At 54.6% G+C, this 18,801-nt stretch carries 16 protein-coding genes; 14 read left to right on the plus strand and 2 right to left on the minus strand.

Annotation, left to right across the window (positions count from 1 at the left end):
* Positions 1–332: 332 nt before the first annotated feature.
* Positions 333–2,093, minus strand: coding sequence for a 30S ribosomal protein S12 methylthiotransferase accessory factor YcaO (gene ycaO / locus IMQ56_RS04330; RefSeq protein WP_023303388.1), 1,761 nt, complete (start codon positions 2,091–2,093; stop codon positions 333–335).
* A 127-nt stretch (positions 2,094–2,220) separates the two neighbouring features.
* Between ycaO and IMQ56_RS04335 the strand changes: the two genes are divergently transcribed.
* The 13 genes from IMQ56_RS04335 (at position 2,221) to IMQ56_RS04395 (ending at position 17,144) form a co-directional block, all read left to right on the plus strand.
* Positions 2,221–2,913, plus strand: coding sequence for a DUF421 domain-containing protein (locus IMQ56_RS04335; RefSeq protein ID WP_196063686.1), 693 nt, complete (start codon positions 2,221–2,223; stop codon positions 2,911–2,913).
* A gap of 162 nt (positions 2,914–3,075) precedes the next feature.
* Positions 3,076–4,164: a 3-phosphoserine/phosphohydroxythreonine transaminase gene (gene serC / locus IMQ56_RS04340; protein ID WP_017384829.1), complete on the plus strand. Its 1,089-nt coding sequence runs from the start codon at positions 3,076–3,078 to the stop codon at positions 4,162–4,164.
* A 68-nt stretch (positions 4,165–4,232) separates the two neighbouring features.
* Positions 4,233–5,516: a 3-phosphoshikimate 1-carboxyvinyltransferase gene (aroA, locus tag IMQ56_RS04345; RefSeq protein ID WP_015570969.1), complete on the plus strand. Its 1,284-nt coding sequence runs from the start codon at positions 4,233–4,235 to the stop codon at positions 5,514–5,516.
* Between the two features lie 185 nt (positions 5,517–5,701).
* Positions 5,702–6,385, plus strand: a complete 684-nt coding sequence (gene cmk / locus IMQ56_RS04350) for a (d)CMP kinase (RefSeq protein WP_015570968.1) — start codon at positions 5,702–5,704, stop codon at positions 6,383–6,385.
* Between the two features lie 111 nt (positions 6,386–6,496).
* Positions 6,497–8,170, plus strand: a complete 1,674-nt coding sequence (rpsA, locus tag IMQ56_RS04355) for a 30S ribosomal protein S1 (protein WP_003858235.1) — start codon at positions 6,497–6,499, stop codon at positions 8,168–8,170.
* Positions 8,171–8,340: 170 nt separating this feature from the next.
* Positions 8,341–8,628 carry an integration host factor subunit beta gene (ihfB, locus tag IMQ56_RS04360; RefSeq protein ID WP_003858233.1) on the plus strand — a complete coding sequence of 96 codons (288 nt, stop codon included), beginning with the start codon at positions 8,341–8,343 and terminating at the stop codon, positions 8,626–8,628.
* Between the two features lie 212 nt (positions 8,629–8,840).
* Entirely contained in the window at positions 8,841–11,105 is a 2,265-nt protein-coding gene (locus tag IMQ56_RS04365) for a ComEC family protein (protein WP_196063685.1), read from the plus strand.
* A gap of 36 nt (positions 11,106–11,141) precedes the next feature.
* Positions 11,142–12,890 (plus strand): lipid A ABC transporter ATP-binding protein/permease MsbA, encoded by a 1,749-nt coding sequence (gene msbA / locus IMQ56_RS04370; RefSeq protein WP_196063684.1) that lies wholly within the window; start codon positions 11,142–11,144, stop codon positions 12,888–12,890.
* Complete coding sequence (gene lpxK / locus IMQ56_RS04375) at positions 12,887–13,864, plus strand: tetraacyldisaccharide 4'-kinase (RefSeq protein ID WP_196063683.1); 978 nt, start codon at positions 12,887–12,889, stop codon at positions 13,862–13,864. The genes msbA and lpxK overlap by 4 nt, the downstream gene beginning before the upstream one ends.
* Before the next feature lie 43 nt (positions 13,865–13,907).
* Positions 13,908–15,137, plus strand: a complete 1,230-nt coding sequence (locus tag IMQ56_RS04380; protein ID WP_196063682.1) for a winged helix-turn-helix domain-containing protein — start codon at positions 13,908–13,910, stop codon at positions 15,135–15,137.
* A gap of 45 nt (positions 15,138–15,182) precedes the next feature.
* Entirely contained in the window at positions 15,183–15,365 is a 183-nt protein-coding gene (gene ycaR / locus IMQ56_RS04385) for a protein YcaR (protein WP_003858220.1), read from the plus strand.
* Positions 15,362–16,108, plus strand: a complete 747-nt coding sequence (kdsB, locus tag IMQ56_RS04390; protein ID WP_015570964.1) for a 3-deoxy-manno-octulosonate cytidylyltransferase — start codon at positions 15,362–15,364, stop codon at positions 16,106–16,108. Before ycaR ends, kdsB begins: the two co-directional genes overlap by 4 nt.
* A 142-nt stretch (positions 16,109–16,250) precedes the next feature.
* The gene (locus tag IMQ56_RS04395) at positions 16,251–17,144 is read left to right on the plus strand and encodes a YcbJ family phosphotransferase (protein WP_003858216.1); all 894 of its coding nucleotides are present in this window, start codon (positions 16,251–16,253) and stop codon (positions 17,142–17,144) included.
* Here the strand turns inward: IMQ56_RS04395 and elyC are convergent.
* Positions 17,121–17,900 (minus strand): envelope biogenesis factor ElyC, encoded by a 780-nt coding sequence (gene elyC, locus IMQ56_RS04400; RefSeq protein ID WP_196063681.1) that lies wholly within the window; start codon positions 17,898–17,900, stop codon positions 17,121–17,123. The genes IMQ56_RS04395 and elyC overlap by 24 nt on opposite strands.
* Positions 17,901–18,020: 120 nt before the next feature.
* On the opposite strand from elyC, the gene cmoM reads away from it, so the two are divergent.
* A complete protein-coding gene (gene cmoM, locus IMQ56_RS04405; protein ID WP_003858212.1) occupies positions 18,021–18,800 on the plus strand; it encodes a tRNA uridine 5-oxyacetic acid(34) methyltransferase CmoM in 780 nt (259 codons plus the stop codon).
* Position 18,801 lies beyond the last annotated feature (1 nt).

The raw sequence follows: 18,801 nt of genomic DNA on the forward strand, positions 1-18,801 counted from the left end.
ATCTCGCCTGGCTTATAGGCCCGCAGTGTGTATGGTTTTACAGCAAAAGCGGAGTAAGTATTTGATTATCCGTATAAAAATAAATTTTAAAAGTTATGAAAAGAGTTGAATTTTTTCCTTCAGCCTCCCGTGGAACAGTTAATTAAAATGGAGTATTTATTATAATTAGTAACAGTAAAGCTCAGGTAAGCGTTTTTATATTTACCCGTGATTAACTTAATTATTACAATTAAACGTCATTGCGGAAAAATAAAAAAAAAGGGGCAATGAAATTGCCCCGTAATATAGCTCAGGCGATTGAATACGCCTACAGCCATTAATGTTATATGCGCTTATTTTGACCAGTAAGCGGCTTTTGCCTTCTGCAATTTTTCATACGCATTCAGCAGTGACTGATGCGCCGGGAAGGCTTTCAGATCGCTGTCAACCGCTTGCAGGCCGTAGAATGGTTCTTCACCGCTCAGCGCCGCGCTGGCAGCTTCAACGGCATCCGCACCGTACATACGTACAAAGGCGTTCAGATACTGCAATGGCTCACGGTCATCTTCCTGAGAAAGCAGGAGCAGCGTTTGCAGGCAACGGTAATAATTAGTGCGCTCGGCGGAGAAGACGGACTGGTTAAACTCCATTGTCCACTCGGTCCAGGCCAGAGCCTGATCCAGATCGCCGCCCGCCAGCGCCAGCATCGCTTTCAGCTCGCCGATGCGCAGGGTGTACCAGCCGTTATCTTTTCCGGTCGCCAGACCCAGAAGTTCGCGCACGCGGGTGAAATCATCGTGTCCTTCTTCGTCCAGCTGGGCGATCAGGTTCAGATAATCTTCTTTATCCCACTCGCTGCCTGGCAGGGCCAGCAGGGTTTCACGCAGATGCGCGCCCATGCTGTTGTTCGCCAGCCACAGATCTTCTGCCGGATAAATGTCCGACATACCTGGCACAATAATACGGCACGCGTAAACGCCGAGGTGTTCATAGTCGGCAATGTAAACTTCCTGATCTTCCGCGTTGAAGATCGCCATCAGGGTGGCGAATTCTTCTTCCGTCGTACCGGCAAAGCTCCAGTCCACGAACGGATAGTCCGCGTCCTGTTTGAACATATCCCAGGAGATCAAACCGCTGGAGTCGATGAAGTGCGTTTCGAGGTTGGTGTGCTCGGCGACTTCTTCGTCATCAAAGGTTGGCGGAGTAAAGACATCGAGATCTTTCAGGCTACGACCTTGCAGCAGTTCGGTTACGGTACGCTCCAGCGCCACGCCGAAGTCCGGGTGCGCGCCGAAGGAGGCGAAGCAGGTGCCATTTGCCGGGTTGAACAGTACCACGCAGATAACCGGATATTTGCCGCCCAGAGAACCGTCATAAGCAAAGATTGGGAAACCTTCTGCTTCCAGTTTGGCGATGGATTCCACCACGCCCGGGTAGCGCGCCAGCACGTCAGCCGGGATCTCCGGCAGGCTGATGGATTCAGCAATAATGCGGTTTTTGATATGACGCTCGAAAACTTCAGACAATCCCTGCACGCGCGCTTCGTTGCGGGTGTTACCGGCAGACATGCCGTTAGACACATACAGGTTGCCGACGATGTTCATCGGGATATAAACGGTCTGCTCGTCAGACTGACGGGTGAACGGCAGGGCGCAGATCCCACGATCCTCATTGCCGGATTGCAGGTCGATCAACATGCTGCCGGTCAGTTCGTTTTCCGGATCGTAGAACGCGCGCAGGCGGGCATCGAGAATGCCTTCCGGCAGTTCATCGTTTTCGGTCAGCGGGAACCATTTTTCGTTCGGATAGTGAACGAACGGACCGTTGGCAATAGTTTCGCCCAGCCAGAAGTCGGCGAAGAAGTAGTTGGTGGACAGACGCTCAAAATACTCACCCAGCGCAGAGGCCAGCGCCGCTTTTTTGGTCGCGCCTTTACCGTTGGTAAAGCACAGCGCACAGTCTTTGTCGCGAATATGCACGGACCAGACGTGAGGCACCGGATTCAGCCAGGAGGCTTCTTCGATATTAAAGCCCAGGTCGGTCAGTTTCTGCTGGAAGCGAGCGATGGAATCTTCCAGAGCGGCGTCTTTGCCGGGGATAAACGTTTGAGTCATGGCGTTCACTTTTATCGTACGTAAAGCGCGCAATGATACGGGTTTTGCGTGACGGGTGCTATCTCCGGCGAAAATAAATGGCTGGACTATGCTTATAAGCAGTAACCTACTGTTAAGGCATAAAAAAATGAAAGCATTTGATCTCCAGCGGATGGCGTTTGATAAAGTCCCTCCTGAGTTTTTAGGCGAAGTGGCGCTGCGCAGCCTGTATACCTTTGTACTGGTTTTCCTGTTTCTGAAAATCACCGGACGTCGCGGCGTGCGGCAGATGTCGCTGTTTGAAGTGCTGATCATCCTGACGCTGGGGTCGGCGGCAGGGGACGTTGCCTTTTATGACGATGTGCCGATGGTGCCGGTCTTTATCGTCTTCGTGACGCTTGCACTGCTGTACCGGCTGGTCATGTGGCTGATGTCGAAAAGTGAGAAACTGGAAGATCTGCTCGAAGGGAAGCCGGTGGTGATTGTCGAAGATGGTCAACTGGCCTGGGAGAATGTGCAAAGCGCCAATATGACGGAGTTTGAGTTCTTTATGGAACTCCGTTTGAGCAGCGTTGAGCAACTGGGGCAGGTGCGTCTGGCGATTATGGAAACGAATGGTCAAATCAGCGTCTATTACTATCCCGACGATGAGGTGAAGCCCGGCCTGTGCATCCTGCCGGATATGCTCATCGAGCGATACAAAACTGTACCTGAAGCGGGCGAGTACGCCTGCATAAAATGTAGTCATGTCGTGGTTATGCAGGCGGGCGAACATCAATTATGCCCCCGCTGTACGAATCCAGAATGGACGAAGGTTAGCCGGGCTAAACGTAACACCTGACAGCGATTTTGTCGGTTTTGTGACAACGGTACGGCAGATTGTATTGTGTGACGAGGGGCACATTTCTTCGGCCGTCAGTTTTAGACATTGCGGCGCGTGTCACTGAATGATAAAACCGATATCCACAGTTATAACTTATGGCTTTTAGCGTGGTGAGGGGAAATGGCTCAAGTCTTTAATTTCAGTTCAGGTCCGGCAATGTTACCGGCAGACGTGCTCAAACAGGCTCAACAGGAGCTGTGTGACTGGAACGGTCTGGGTACGTCGGTGATGGAAGTCAGCCACCGGGGTAAAGCGTTTATTCAGGTGGCGGAAGAAGCAGAAAAGGATTTTCGCGATCTGCTGAACATTCCCTCGAACTACAAAGTATTGTTCTGTCACGGCGGTGGACGCGGCCAGTTTGCGGGTATCCCGCTCAATCTGCTGGGCGACAAAACCACCGCTGATTACGTTGATGCCGGCTACTGGGCGGCCAGTGCGGTAAAAGAAGCGCACAAATATTGCACGCCGAATGTCATCGATGCCAAAGTGACCGTTGACGGTCTGCGCGCCGTGAAGCCGATGAGTGAGTGGCAGCTTTCTGACAACGCCGCGTATCTTCACTACTGCCCGAACGAAACCATCGACGGTATTGCCATTCACGAAGAGCCAGACTTTGGCGAAAATGTCATTGTGACGGCGGACCTCTCTTCAACCATTCTGTCCACCCCGCTGGATGTCAGCCGCTACGGTGTCATCTACGCGGGTGCCCAGAAAAACATCGGTCCTGCGGGTCTGACTATCGTTATCGTGCGTGAAGACCTGCTGGGGAAAGCCCATAAGTCTTGCCCGTCAATTCTTGATTACACCGTCCTGAACGACAACGATTCCATGTTCAACACCCCGCCAACGTTTGCCTGGTATCTCTCCGGCCTGGTCTTCAAATGGCTTAAGCAGAAAGGCGGCGTGGCGCAGATGGATAAGATCAATCAGCAAAAAGCTGAACTGCTGTACGGCGTGATCGACAAGAGCGATTTCTACCGTAACGATGTTGCCAAAACTAACCGTTCGCGCATGAACGTGCCGTTCCAGCTGGCGGACAGCAACCTGGATAACGTGTTCCTGGAAGAGTCCTTCGCGGCGGGTCTGCATGCGCTGAAAGGTCACCGTGTGGTAGGCGGGATGCGCGCCTCCATCTATAACGCCATGCCGCTGGAAGGCGTTAAAGCCCTGACTGATTTCATGATCGACTTCGAACGTCGTCACGGTTAATTGGCTGTTTTTCACCCCCGCAGCGTTCCTGCGGGGTTTTTATTATGTTGAGTTGAGAGTTAAGTTTCATGGAATCCCTGACGTTACAACCTATCGCGCGGGTAGATGGCACCATTAATCTGCCTGGTTCAAAAAGTGTCTCGAACCGCGCTCTGCTGCTGGCAGCTCTGGCAAACGGCACCACCGTCCTCACTAATCTGCTGGACAGCGATGACGTGCGCCATATGCTCAATGCACTGAAAGCGTTGGGCGTTCAGTACGCGCTGTCTGACGATCGTACCCGTTGTGAAGTCACCGGTAACGGCGGCGCGTTACATTCTGCTGAAGCGCTGGAGCTTTTCCTGGGTAACGCCGGTACCGCGATGCGTCCTCTGGCCGCTGCGCTGTGTCTGGGGAGTAACGATATTGTGCTGACCGGTGAGCCGCGAATGAAAGAGCGTCCGATCGGCCATCTGGTGGATGCCCTGCGTCAGGGCGGCGCGCAGATTGATTATCTTGAGCAGGAAAATTACCCGCCCCTGCGTCTGCGCGGGGGATTCACTGGCGGGAATGTTGAGGTTGACGGTAGCGTTTCCAGCCAGTTCCTGACTGCGCTGCTGATGACCGCACCGCTGGCACCACAGGACACCGTCATCAGCATTAAAGGCGACCTGGTTTCTAAGCCGTACATTGATATCACCCTGCACCTGATGAACACCTTTGGCGTTGAGGTGGAAAACCAGTCTTATCAGCGTTTCGTGGTGCGCGGAGCGCAGCAGTATCAGTCCCCGGGCCACTACCTGGTTGAAGGCGATGCTTCATCCGCCTCCTATTTCCTTGCCGCAGGTGCGATTAAAGGCGGTACGGTAAAAGTGACGGGCATTGGCCGCAACAGCGTGCAGGGCGATATCCGTTTTGCTGACGTGCTGGAAAAAATGGGCGCGGTGGTGACCTGGGGCGATGACTTCATCTCCTGCACCCACGGTGAGCTGAACGCCATCGATATGGATATGAACCATATTCCGGATGCGGCGATGACCATTGCCACCGCTGCGCTGTTTGCGAAAGGCACCACCACGCTGCGAAACATTTACAACTGGCGTGTGAAAGAGACGGACCGCCTGTTCGCGATGGCAACCGAGCTGCGTAAAGTGGGGGCCGAGGTAGAAGAGGGCGAAGACTACATTCGCGTCACGCCGCCGGCAAAACTGCAATTTGCAGAAATTGGCACCTACAACGATCACCGCATGGCGATGTGTTTCTCGCTGGTGGCGTTGTCAGATACGCCAGTCACTATCCTTGATCCGAAGTGTACGGCAAAAACGTTCCCGGACTACTTCGAACAGCTGGCGCGCATTAGCACCCTGGCCTGATGATCGTATGCCGCATCACCTGATGCGGCATTTCCTTACGCTTTCTGACACTCATCCTCTTTCATTTCTTCTACACTCTGCTTCAATCATTCCGTAATTTGCACGCAAAGGTAACAGTTGCGCACGTTGGCGCGTATAATGCGCGGCGTTCATGTAAACGGTATGCCTTAATTAAGGAGAAAAAGATGACGGCAATTGCCCCGGTAATCACCATTGATGGGCCAAGTGGCGCAGGGAAAGGTACTCTGTGCAAAGCGATGGCGGAAGCATTGCAATGGCATCTTTTAGATTCGGGAGCAATCTATCGCGTGCTGGCGCTGGCTGCGCTGCATCATCATGTGGATGTTGCGTCTGAAGAAGCGCTGGTACCGCTGGCTGCGCATCTGGATGTGCGCTTTGTCTCGACCGATGGCAACCTTGAAGTGATCCTGGAAGGGGAAGATGTCAGCGGTGAAATCCGTACCCAGGAAGTGGCCAATGCGGCCTCTCAGGTGGCGGCTTTCCCACGCGTTCGTGAAGCGCTGTTACGTCGCCAGCGCGGTTTCCGTGAAGCGCCGGGGCTGATCGCCGACGGCCGCGACATGGGAACCGTGGTATTCCCCGATGCGCCAGTGAAAATTTTCCTTGACGCCTCTTCAGAAGAACGTGCTCAACGCCGCATGCTTCAGTTGCAGGAAAAGGGGTTTAGTGTTAACTTTGATCGCCTTTTATCCGAGATAAAAGAGCGCGATGACCGCGATCGTAACCGCGCCGTCGCACCACTTGTTCCCGCGCAAGACGCATTAGTGCTGGATTCAACCAGTTTAACTATTGAGCAAGTGATTGAAAAAGCGCTACAATATGCGCGCCAAAAACTGGCACTCGCGTAATCGCGACCGATTTAGCAGTACCCCCGCTGCAATGGATTGACGGCGGGTATGTGAAACAACCCCATCCGGCACGGAGCCAGGTGGACGTTAATATTAACCTGAAGATTAAACATGACTGAATCTTTTGCTCAACTGTTTGAAGAATCCTTAAAAGAAATCGAAACCCGTCCGGGTTCCATCGTTCGTGGCGTTGTTGTTGCTATCGACAAAGACGTTGTACTGGTTGACGCCGGTCTGAAATCTGAGTCTGCCATCCCGGCTGAGCAGTTCAAAAACGCCCAGGGCGAGCTGGAAATCCAGGTTGGTGACGAAGTTGACGTTGCTCTGGACGCAGTAGAAGACGGCTTCGGCGAAACCCTGCTGTCTCGTGAGAAAGCTAAACGTCACGAAGCATGGATCACGCTGGAAAAAGCTTACGAAGAAGCTGAAACTGTGGTCGGTGTTATCAACGGCAAAGTTAAAGGTGGCTTCACTGTTGAGCTGAATGGTATTCGTGCGTTCCTGCCAGGTTCTCTGGTAGACGTTCGTCCAGTCCGTGACACCCTGCACCTCGAAGGCAAAGAGCTTGAGTTCAAAGTAATCAAGCTGGACCAGAAGCGTAACAACGTTGTTGTTTCCCGTCGTGCCGTTATCGAATCCGAAAACAGCGCAGAACGCGATCAGCTGCTGGAAAACCTGCAGGAAGGCATGGAAGTCAAAGGTATCGTTAAGAACCTCACTGACTACGGCGCATTCGTTGACCTGGGCGGCGTTGATGGCCTGCTGCACATCACCGACATGGCGTGGAAACGCGTTAAGCACCCAAGCGAAATCGTGAACGTGGGCGACGAAATCACTGTTAAAGTGCTGAAGTTCGACCGCGAGCGTACTCGTGTATCCCTCGGCCTGAAACAGCTGGGCGAAGATCCATGGGTAGCTATCGCTAAGCGTTACCCAGAAGGTACTAAACTGACTGGTCGTGTTACCAACCTGACTGACTACGGCTGCTTCGTTGAAATCGAAGAAGGCGTTGAAGGTCTGGTGCACGTTTCCGAAATGGACTGGACCAACAAAAACATCCACCCATCCAAAGTTGTTAACGTTGGTGATGTAGTGGAAGTGATGGTTCTGGATATCGACGAAGAACGTCGTCGTATCTCCCTGGGCCTGAAGCAGTGCAAAAACAACCCATGGCAGCAGTTCGCGGAAACCCACAACAAGGGCGACCGTGTTGAAGGTAAAATCAAGTCTATCACTGACTTCGGTATCTTCATCGGCCTGGACGGCGGCATCGATGGCCTGGTTCACCTGTCTGACATCTCCTGGAACGTTGCAGGCGAAGAAGCAGTTCGTGAATACAAAAAAGGCGACGAAATCGCAGCAGTTGTTCTGCAAGTTGACGCAGAGCGTGAGCGTATCTCCCTGGGCGTTAAACAGCTCGCAGAAGATCCGTTCAACAACTGGGTTGCACTGAACAAGAAAGGCGCAATCGTAAACGGTAAAGTGACTGCTGTTGACGCTAAAGGCGCAACCGTAGAACTGGCTGACGGCGTTGAAGGTTACCTGCGCGCTTCCGAAGCTTCACGTGACCGCGTTGAAGATGCAACTCTGGTTCTGAGCGTTGGTGACGACGTTGAAGCTAAGTTCACCGGTGTTGACCGTAAGAACCGTGCAATCAGCCTGTCTGTTCGTGCTAAAGACGAAGCTGATGAGAAAGATGCAATCGCAACTGTGAACAAACAGGAAGATGCAAACTTCTCTAACAACGCAATGGCTGAAGCTTTCAAAGCAGCTAAAGGCGAGTAAGTTCAGGTTCGCACCATCATTTGAGCTGTAACGCATTTACAGCGTGAAGGATGGAGAGCAGACTTGACAGATTGCAGGATTCGTCCTGTAATCAATAACAAAGGGCGGCTACGGCCGCCCTTGTTTAATAAGCTGTTCAGCTAATGGGTTTGAAAGGAACCGGAGGAATCATGACCAAGTCAGAATTGATTGAAAGACTTGCCAGTCAGCAACCGCATATCCCTGCCAAGGCTGTGGAAGATGCCGTTAAAGAGATGCTGGAGCATATGGCTACCACTCTTGCCCAGGGCGAGCGCATTGAAATCCGCGGTTTCGGTAGTTTTTCTCTGCACTATCGTGCACCACGTACCGGGCGTAACCCGAAGACTGGCGATAAAGTGGAGCTGGAAGGAAAGTATGTTCCGCACTTTAAGCCGGGTAAAGAACTGCGCGATCGCGCCAATATTTACGGTAACTGAGTTTAATCATCAGGGTTAAACTGAGTTTAAAGAAAGCACCTTAGGGTGCTTTTTTTGTATCCCGCCCCTGCATTTCTGAATACGCGCCGCATTTTAATTTTCTCTTTGCTGTAAGCGCTTAAAAACGTTGCAGCGCCTGCTGTAAATCACGTCTTTCCTGTCTGACGACGCATCAGTCCCGCCGCATAATCGCCTGAAACATGGAGGTGAAGATGGGGATCCACGTTATCAGTATGTGCGCCATTCTGGCCATAATCCCGCTCTATTGGTTACCCGTTTTGCCAGATTTGCATCTTGTCTGGTTGCTGATTGCCGCAGGAATTGCGTTATCCGTACAGCAGAGAAAATGGCTCAGGTTTTCAGGACTCGCATTGCTTTTTATGTGCTGGGGGATCCTGGCCGCTCAGGAAAGCGTGTGGCCGATGAACTATTTAACGCAAGCACCGCAGCAGGCCGAGGTGGTCATTACCGCAACGGACGGCGCAACGATGCATCAGGGAAGAATTGTCAGCCTCAATGGAGAACGCGTGTGGGCTGCCATGGGCGTGGCGCTGTATGGCAACTATCTGCCGCAAAACGTCTGCGTGGGTCAACGCTGGGCAATGACCCTGCGGTTCAGGGCGGTACACGGAGAACTCAACGATGGCGGCTATGATTCACAGAAAAATGCCTTTGCCCGACACCAGACGCTGAGTGGACGGTTTACCCATGCGGCGCTCGTTGACGAAGGCTGTAGTCTGCGTGCGCAATACCTGACATCACTACAGAATACTCTTTCAGCATATCAGTGGGGACCCGTGATCCTGGGGCTGGGGATGGGGGAGCGGCTGTCGGTCTCGCGGGAGATAAAAAACCTGATGCGTGATACCGGAACGATGCATCTGATGGCAATCTCGGGATTACATATTGCGCTGGCCGCTTCTGTCATCTGGTTTCTGGCGCGGGGCATTCAGTTCTTCCTGCCGGGCCGCTGGATTATCTGGCAAATCCCCTTGCTGGCAGGGCTGATTTTTGCCGCGTTTTACGCATGGCTAACGGGCTTGCAGCCGCCCGCGCTGCGCACGGTTATCGCGCTTGTGGTACTGGCTGCATTAAAAATGAGTGGTCGCCAGTGGTCGCCCTGGCAGGTATGGCTTACCTGCGTGGCGGCGATCCTGATTTTCGACCCACTGGCGGTACTGTCACAAAGCCTGGCGTTGTCAGCGTTTGCGGTCGCCGCGCTTATTTTTTGGTATCAGTGGTTGCCTCTCCCGCACTGGCAACGTGGCCGGTGCCTGCGGCCGCTGGCGACGCTAGTGTATTTGCAGGTTGGAATGCTGCTGCTTCTGTTGCCGCTTCAGGTCCTGATTTTCCATGGTTTCAGCCTCTCCTCGCTGGTGGCGAACCTGTTTGCCGTTCCTCTGGTCACGTTTATCTCAGTTCCGCTGATCCTGCTCGGCATGTTTCTGCATCTGTTTCCGGTCGCTGCGCTGGAAAGTATTGTCTGGCTGGCTACTGATAAATCTCTGGCAGGGCTTTTCTGGCTATTGATGCGTTTACCGAATGGCTGGCAGGACGTTGATGAACGCTGGCAATACCTGACGTTACTGCCGTGGCTGCTGGTCATTGGCTGGCGATTCAGGGCCTTCAGCGCAGCACCCGCAGTCTGTCTGGCAGGCAGCGTGGTGCTGGCCTTTCCCCTCTGGCACAGGGTTAAAACAGACAGCTGGTCCCTGCATATGCTGGATGTAAGGCAGGGGCTGGCGATGGTCATTGAGCGTCACGGGAAGGCCATTCTGTATGACACCGGGCTGGCATGGCCCGGTGGGGACAGTGCGCAGCAGCTGATTATCCCCTGGCTACGCTGGCATCATCTGAAACCGGAAGGGGCGATCCTGAGCCATGAACATCTCGACCACGCGGGGGGACTGGCATCGCTAAAAGCTGCCTGGCCCGCAATGTGGATCAGGAGCCCCTTATCCTGGTCCGGACATCTTCCGTGCTTTCGAGGACAGCGATGGCAGTGGCAGGGTTTAACGTTCTCCGTGCACTGGCCACCCGAAAACACCTCGGCGAAAGGTAACAACCGCTCCTGCGTGGTAAAAATCGATGACGGCGAACAGAGCGTTTTACTGACCGGAGACTTTGAAGCGCAGGCAGAACTGGCAATGCTGAGCCACCGCTGGCGTCAGCTTGCGTCTACACTGATTCAGGTGCCGCATCATGGAAGTAACACGTCATCTTCAACACCGTTGCTACAGCGCGTAGAGGGGCAGGTTTCGCTGGCCTCGATGGCTCGCTATAACGCGTGGCGTTTCCCTTCTATTAAAGTGGTCCGGCGCTATCGAACGGAGGGATATCTCTGGCTTGATACCCCGCATTCCGGGCAGATATCTGTGACCTTTTCGCACCATAGTCGGCAAATTCGTCGCTTACGCGAACACTATTTACCGCGTTGGTATCATCAGTGGTTTGGCGCGCCCGTAGATAACGGGTAGAATATGCGGCTATTTCAACAAATGCTGGTTTTTTGAATGCATAACGACAAAGATCTCTCCACGTGGCAAACGTTCCGCCGGCTCTGGCCGATGATTGCTCCTTTCAAAGCAGGCTTGATCGTGGCGGGCGTAGCGTTAATCCTCAACGCAGCCAGCGATACGTTTATGTTATCGCTTCTCAAACCGTTACTGGATGACGGTTTCGGTAAAACGGATCGTTCAGTGCTGCTATGGATGCCGCTGGTGGTTATTGGGCTGATGATCTTACGCGGAATCTCCAGCTATGTATCCAGCTACTGCATCTCCTGGGTATCCGGTAAAGTGGTGATGACCATGCGCCGCCGGCTGTTCAGCCATATGATGGGGATGCCGGTCTCATTCTTTGACAAACAGTCAACCGGCACCCTGCTGTCGCGTATTACCTACGATTCAGAGCAGGTGGCGTCGTCCTCTTCCAGCGCACTGATTACCGTTGTGCGTGAAGGCGCATCCATCATTGGCCTGTTCGCGATGATGTTCTATTACAGCTGGCAACTGTCGCTGATCCTTATTGTGCTGGCGCCGATTGTCTCCATCGCGATCCGCGTGGTATCAAAGCGTTTTCGCAACATCAGTAAAAATATGCAGAATACGATGGGGCAGGTGACTACCAGCGCCGAGCAGATGCTGAAAGGCCATAAGGAAGTGTTGATTTTCGGCGGTCAGGAAGTCGAAACCAAACGCTTTGACAAGGTCAGCAACAGAATGCGCCTGCAAGGAATGAAAATGGTATCGGCCTCGTCGATTTCCGATCCGATCATTCAGCTGATTGCCTCTCTGGCCCTGGCCTTCGTCCTGTATGCCGCCAGTTTCCCGAGCGTCATGGAAACCCTGACTGCGGGTACCATTACCGTGGTGTTCTCATCCATGATTGCGCTGATGCGTCCGCTGAAATCGCTGACTAACGTCAACGCCCAGTTCCAGCGCGGGATGGCAGCCTGTCAGACGCTGTTCAGCATCCTCGATTCCGAACAGGAAAAAGATGAAGGTACACGCGTGATCGAGCGCGCTAAAGGCGACCTGGAATTCCGTAACGTCACCTTTACCTATCCAGGCCGTGAAGTGCCGGCGCTGCGTGATATCAGCCTGTCCATCCCGGCGGGTAAAACCGTTGCGCTGGTCGGTCGTTCCGGTTCGGGCAAGTCGACCATTGCCAGCCTGATTACCCGTTTCTACGATATCGACCAGGGCGAGATCCTGCTTGATGGTCACGACCTGCGGGAATATACCCTCCAGTCGCTGCGTAACCAGGTCGCGCTGGTCTCGCAGAACGTGCATCTGTTCAACGATACAGTGGCGAACAACATTGCGTATGCCCGTACCGAAGAGTACAGCCGTGAAGAGATTGAGAATGCGGCGCGTATGGCCTATGCGATGGACTTCATTAACAAAATGGATAACGGTCTGGATACGATCATTGGCGAAAACGGGGTGCTGCTCTCAGGTGGTCAGCGTCAGCGTATCGCGATTGCCCGTGCGCTGCTGCGCAACAGCCCGATTCTGATCCTCGATGAAGCAACGTCCGCACTGGATACGGAATCTGAACGCGCTATCCAGTCGGCTCTGGATGAATTACAGAAAAACCGTACCTCGCTGGTTATTGCGCACCGTCTGTCGACCATCGAACAGGCTGACGAAATCGTGGTGGTGGAAGATGGCGTGATCGTTGAACGCGGCAGCCATGCGGACCTGCTGAAACAGCGTGGTGTTTACGCGCAGCTTCATAAAATGCAGTTCGGTCAATGATTGCACGCATCTGGTCGGGTGAATCCCCTCTGTGGGTGCTGCTTCTCCCGCTCTCCTGGCTGTATGGCCTGGTGAGCGGTGCTATTCGTCTGCTTTACCGCCTCGGGATCAAGCGCGCCTGGCGCGCACCGGTACCGGTGGTGGTGGTCGGCAACCTGACGGCGGGTGGAAACGGCAAAACCCCGGTGGTGATCTGGCTGGTAGAACAGCTCCATAAACGCGGTATCCGCCCGGGAGTTGTCTCACGCGGTTACGGTGGTAAAGCGGCGCAGTATCCACTGGTGCTGAGCCCTGATACAACAACCGCTGAAGCCGGCGATGAGCCGGTACTGATTTACCAGCGTACCGGCGCGCCGGTTGCGGTATCGCCGGTGCGCAGTGATGCCGTAAAGGCACTGCTTGCGGAGCATGACGTACAAATCGTTATTACCGATGATGGTTTGCAGCATTACGCGCTGGCGCGTGACAAAGAGATCGTGGTTATTGACGGCGTGCGGCGTTTTGGCAACGGCTGGTGGCTGCCAGCCGGTCCTGTACGTGAGCGAGCGTCGCGCCTGAAGAGCGTCGATGCCGTGATTGTGAACGGTGGTGAAGCCAGAGCGGGCGAAATCCCGATGTATCTTCGTCCCGGACAGGCCGTGAATATGTTGACCGGCGAGCGCAAAGACGTCGCGCAACTGGAACATCTGGTTGCGATGGCCGGTATAGGTCATCCGCCGCGTTTCTTCGCAACGCTGGAGCAGTGCGGCGCAAAGCTTGATAAACGGGTGCCGCTGGCCGATCACCAGGCGTTAGTTGCCGAAGAGGTTGAAAGGCTGGCAGCGCCGGGACAGACGCTGATCATGACGGAAAAAGACGCGGTAAAATGCCGGGCCTTTGCGAAAGAAAACTGGTGGTATCTGCCGGTTGACGCTGAACTCAGCGGCGAACAGCCGGAACATTTGCTCAAGGAACTGCTCGCGTTAGTGCAGTAACTTCTACGCGGTTCCGGTGGCGCTTTGACTGACAGGAAAACGCATGTCTCTACCGCAATTCTCACTTGCAGCCGCACGAAACCTGCATCTTGCCGCCCAGGGGCTTCTGAAAAAGCCCCGCCGCCGCGCGCAGCCAGCTGATATCCTCTCTACCGTGCAACGCATGTCGTTGCTGCAAATCGACACCATTAACATCGTGGCGCGTAGCCCGTATCTGGTCCTGTTTAGCCGCCTGGGAAACTATCCTCCGCAGTGGCTGGATAATGCGCTAAATCAGGGCGAACTGATGGAATACTGGGCGCATGAAGCCTGTTTTCTCCCGCGAAGCGATTTTGCCCTGATGCGTCACCGCATGCTCGCCCCGGACAAAATGGGCTGGAAATACCGTCAGGAGTGGATGGTGGAACACGCGGATGAAATAGAGCAACTGATTGCCCATATTCAGGAAAACGGGCCGGTACGCTCTGCGGATTTTGAACACCCGCGAAAAGGCGCAAGCGGATGGTGGGAGTGGAAACCGCACAAACGCCATCTTGAAGGGCTGTTTACGTCGGGCAAAGTGATGGTGGTCGAGCGTCGCAACTTTCAGCGCGTCTATGACCTCACGCACCGTGTTATGCCTCACTGGGACGATACGCGTGACCTGCTGTCTCAGGACGCAGCCGAAGCCATCATGCTCGGGAACAGCGCCCGCAGCCTTGGCATCTTCCGCCCACAGTGGCTGGCGGATTATTATCGTCTGCGTCAGCCGCAGCTAAAACCACTGCTGGAATCGTGGCAGCGCGAACAGCGCGTCATGCCGGTCTCGGTAGAGTCGTTAGGTGAAATGTGGTTGCATGCGGATTTGTTCCCTCTGCTGGCGCAGGCGCAGGAGGGCAAACTCCAAGCGACCCACAGTGCCGTGCTGTCGCCGTTCGACCCCGTTGTCTGGGACAGAAAGCGGGCCGGGCAGTTGTTTAATTTCAGCTACCGTCTGGAATGCTACACTCCGGCGCCCAGACGGCAGTATGGTTATTTTGTTTTGCCGCTGCTGCACAAAGGCCAGCTAGTCGGGCGCATGGACGCTAAAATGCACCGTAAAACCGGCATGCTTGAAATTATCGCGCTCTGGCTTGAAGAGGGCATAAAGGTGACGGCTGGCCTGGAAAAAGGGTTAACGACTGCGCTCAGTGAATTTGCCCGCTGGCAGGGGGCGCATGAAATTGTACTCGGTCGCGTGCCTGCGGGGCTGTTTACGACCTGTCGAGGTGGCTGGGAAACAGGCACTCCCTGAAAAGGGAATGTGATAAGCTTTAGCGATTACCCATACGGAGGAACTATGGATCACCGTTTACTTGAAATTATTGCCTGCCCGGTGTGCAACGGCAAACTGTATTACAGCCAGGATAAACAAGAGCTGATTTGCAAACTGGACAGCCTGGCGTTCCCGCTGCGTGACGGTATTCCGGTCCTGCTGGAAAATGAAGCCCGTTCCCTGGTGGCAGAAGAGATCAAACCATGAGTTTTGTTGTCATTATCCCTGCGCGTTATGCTTCAACGCGCCTGCCAGGTAAACCGCTGGTGGATATCAATGGCAAACCGATGATTGTGCATGTCCTTGAACGGGCACGCGAATCGGGCGCCGGACGCGTCATCGTCGCCACCGATCACCCGGATGTTGCGCGCGCGGTTGAGGCCGCGGGTGGGGAAGTGTGCATGACCCGTGCCGATCATCAGTCAGGCACCGAGCGCCTGGCGGAAGTCGTCGAAAAATGCGGTTTCAGCGACGAGACGGTGATTGTGAACGTGCAGGGCGATGAGCCGATGATCCCGGCGGCGATTATCCGTCAGGTGGCCGACAACCTGGCTCAGCGTCAGGTCGGGATGGCGACCCTCGCGGTGCCGATTCACCACGCTGAAGAGGCGTTCAATCCGAATGCGGTGAAAGTGGTCATGGACGCAGAGGGCTACGCGCTCTATTTCTCCCGCGCCACCATTCCGTGGGATCGCGATCGTTTCGCGCAATCGAAAGAGACAATCGGCGAAACCTTCCTGCGCCACATCGGTATTTACGGCTACCGCGCCGGCTTTATTCGTCGCTACGTCGCCTGGGCACCAAGCCCGCTGGAGCATATTGAAATGCTCGAACAGCTTCGCGTGCTGTGGTACGGCGAGAAAATTCACGTTGCGGTTGCCCAGGAAATCCCAGGCACCGGCGTGGATACCCCTGAAGATCTCGAGCGCGTACGCGTCGAAATGCGTTAATTCGCTGGCATCCCCTCGTCTGGGGGGATGCTCTCCCGCCAGGCTATTTTCCTTTTCTTTTTCATTATTGATCTCTACCGGGTGACATCCGGGTTTCGCGCGCTCATTATAAAAGCAGTAGTCTTAATGGGGGTAATCTCATATGGAACAGCTGCGTGCTGAACTCAGCCATCTCCTTGGCGAAAAGCTAAGCCGGGTGGAATGCGTGAATGAAAAGGCCGACACCGCACTCTGGTCGTTGTACGACAGTCAGGGAAACCCCATGCCGCTGATGGCCAGAAGTTTTACCTCGCCGGGCGTCGCCAGACAGCTGGCCTGGAAAATGTCGATGCTGGCGCGGGAAGGGACTGTCCGCATGCCGACGGTCTACGGCGTGATGACCCATGAGGAGCATCCCGGCCCGGATGTTCTGCTTATCGAGCGTTTACGCGGGGTTTCTGTTGAAGCCCCGACGCGTACACCGGAGCGCTGGGAACAGCTGAAAGATCAGATTGTCGAGGCTCTGCTTGCCTGGCATCGGCAGGACAGCCGGGGACTTGTTGGCGCGGTGGACAGCACGCAGGAAAACCTGTGGCCGCTGTGGTATCGCCAGCGTGTTGAAGTGCTGTGGGGCACGCTGAACCAGTTCAACAACACCGGTTTAACGATGCAGGACAAACGTATTTTATTCCGCACCCGGGAGTGTCTGCCGACGCTGTTTGAGGGCTTTAACGACAACTGCGTGCTGGTTCACGGCAATTTCACGCTGCGCAGTATGCTTAAAGACTCGCGCAGCGACCAGCTGCTGGCGATGGTCGGGCCGGGGATCATGCTCTGGGCGCCGCGCGAGTACGAACTGTTCAGGCTGAGCGAGGGCGGGGCGGCGGAAGATTTGCTCTGGCACTATCTTCAGCGCGCCCCTGTTGCGGAGGCCTTTCTCTGGCGACGCTGGCTCTATCTTCTCTGGGATGAGGTGGCGCAGCTGGTCAACACCGGGCGCTTTAATCGCGCCAGTTTCGATCTGGCCGCAAAATCACTCCTGCCCTGGCTTGCCTGACGAACCTTTGAGCCACTGCCAGAGGCGGCCAAGCGTCTCGTAGCCGACGCGATCGCTGTGCATCAGCCATACCGGGGACGGGATTATCCGTTCCCACGGATTGAGCGGGGCGTCAATAGCCATCTGGTTTGCCGGAGCAGGAAGCGGATGCAGGCCCTGCTTCTCAAAGAAAATCATTGCGCGCGGCAGGTGTGAAGCAGAGGTCACCAGCAGGAACGGTACATCACCGATGGCCTGTTTCACCGCCGCCGCCTCTTCTTCGGTATCTTTTGGGCTATCCAGCGTGATGATGGCGGAACGTGGTACGCCAAGCGATTCAGCCACTCTTGCTCCTGCTTCAGCGGTACTGACCGGGTTGGTTTTTGCCGCAGCGCCCGTGAAGATCATCTTCGATCCCGGATTGGCCAGCCACAGGCGGAACCCCTCGTTCAGGCGCGGCAGGCTGTTGTTGATCAGGTTCGAGCTGGGCGCCCAGTTCGGATCCCAGGTATACCCGCCGCCCAGCACCACGATATAGCCCACCTTCTGATTTCCCTGCCATGTCGGGTAGGTGTTTTCAATCGGACGTAATAAACCGTCAGCGACCGGTTGCAGGCTGAGTAACAGCAGCGCCAGCCAGCCCACGGTAACGAGGGATTTACCGCTTTTCTGAAAGCGGCTAAACCATATTAATGCCAGCCCCAGCGCGATGAGAAGCAACAGCAGGGGAAGGGGAAGCATCATGCCTCCGATATATTTTTTTAGGGTAAAAAGCATCCTTTTTGGTTCCTTTTTTAACCATACAGCAGGCGATTGTCGGTGATATTACACCAGAGTGGTTCATTCTCCGCGCGGGTGTGACAAAATAGCGGTTTTGTAGTGAGTGGAACCCTCCCAATGCGGGATCGCAATTTTGATGACATCGCGGAAAAGTTTTCGCGCAACATTTATGGCACCACCAAAGGTCAGCTTCGTCAGACGATCCTCTGGCAGGATCTGGACAAGCTGCTGGCTGAATTCGGTGACCGACCGTTGCGCGTGCTGGATGCCGGTGGTGGGGAAGGTCAGACTGCAATTCTGATGGCGCAGCGGGGACATCACGTCACGCTTTGCGATCTTTCTGCCGAGATGGTTGCGCGCGCAGGGCGAGCGGCAGAAGAGAAAGGTGTGAGCGACAACATGCATTTTATACATTGCGCCGCTCAGGACATTCCGCAGCATTTGGAAACGCAGGTTGATCTGATATTGTTTCATGCTGTGCTCGAATGGATCGCCGAACCACAAGCGATGTTAAAAACGCTGTGGTCGATGTTGCGCCCGGGCGGTGCGTTATCGCTGATGTTTTACAATGCCAACGGCCTGCTAATGCGAAACGTGCTGGTCGGCAATTTTGGCTATGTACAGCAGGGCATGTATAAAAAGAAACGACGCACGCTTTCACCGGATTTCCCCCGTGAACCGCAGCAGGTCTATGGCTGGCTGGAGGAGATCGGTTGGGAAATTACCGGCAAAACCGGCGTGAGGGTGTTTCATGATTATCTGCGTGATAAACAAAAACAGGATGACTGTTTAGACGCCTTAACAGAAATAGAGACGCGGTATTGCCGCCAGGAGCCTTATCTGAGCCTTGGCCGCTATATACACGTCACCGCGCGCAAGCCGCAGATGCAAGGATAAT

The sequence above is a fragment of the Enterobacter sp. Res13-Sevr-PEC09-46 genome, assembly GCF_015672585.1.
GTDB lineage: Bacteria > Pseudomonadota > Gammaproteobacteria > Enterobacterales > Enterobacteriaceae > Enterobacter > Enterobacter hormaechei_C.

Excerpts from the sequence above, each read along its gene's own strand:
- IMQ56_RS04335 (WP_196063686.1), top strand. The coding sequence starts at position 2,221 with ATGAAAGCATTTGATCTCCAGCGGATGGCGTTTGATAAAGTCCCTCCT.
- serC (WP_017384829.1), top strand. The coding sequence starts at position 3,076 with ATGGCTCAAGTCTTTAATTTCAGTTCAGGTCCGGCAATGTTACCGGCA.
- IMQ56_RS04365 (WP_196063685.1), top strand. The coding sequence starts at position 8,841 with ATGGGGATCCACGTTATCAGTATGTGCGCCATTCTGGCCATAATCCCG.
- elyC (WP_196063681.1), bottom strand. The coding sequence starts at position 17,900 with ATGCTTTTTACCCTAAAAAAATATATCGGAGGCATGATGCTTCCCCTT.
- IMQ56_RS04380 (WP_196063682.1), top strand. The coding sequence starts at position 13,908 with ATGTCTCTACCGCAATTCTCACTTGCAGCCGCACGAAACCTGCATCTT.
- rpsA (WP_003858235.1), top strand. The coding sequence starts at position 6,497 with ATGACTGAATCTTTTGCTCAACTGTTTGAAGAATCCTTAAAAGAAATC.
- cmoM (WP_003858212.1), top strand. The coding sequence starts at position 18,021 with ATGCGGGATCGCAATTTTGATGACATCGCGGAAAAGTTTTCGCGCAAC.
- kdsB (WP_015570964.1), top strand. The coding sequence starts at position 15,362 with ATGAGTTTTGTTGTCATTATCCCTGCGCGTTATGCTTCAACGCGCCTG.
- IMQ56_RS04395 (WP_003858216.1), top strand. The coding sequence starts at position 16,251 with ATGGAACAGCTGCGTGCTGAACTCAGCCATCTCCTTGGCGAAAAGCTA.
- ycaO (WP_023303388.1), bottom strand. The coding sequence starts at position 2,093 with ATGACTCAAACGTTTATCCCCGGCAAAGACGCCGCTCTGGAAGATTCC.
- ihfB (WP_003858233.1), top strand. The coding sequence starts at position 8,341 with ATGACCAAGTCAGAATTGATTGAAAGACTTGCCAGTCAGCAACCGCAT.
- ycaR (WP_003858220.1), top strand. The coding sequence starts at position 15,183 with ATGGATCACCGTTTACTTGAAATTATTGCCTGCCCGGTGTGCAACGGC.
- cmk (WP_015570968.1), top strand. The coding sequence starts at position 5,702 with ATGACGGCAATTGCCCCGGTAATCACCATTGATGGGCCAAGTGGCGCA.
- msbA (WP_196063684.1), top strand. The coding sequence starts at position 11,142 with ATGCATAACGACAAAGATCTCTCCACGTGGCAAACGTTCCGCCGGCTC.
- aroA (WP_015570969.1), top strand. The coding sequence starts at position 4,233 with ATGGAATCCCTGACGTTACAACCTATCGCGCGGGTAGATGGCACCATT.
- lpxK (WP_196063683.1), top strand. The coding sequence starts at position 12,887 with ATGATTGCACGCATCTGGTCGGGTGAATCCCCTCTGTGGGTGCTGCTT.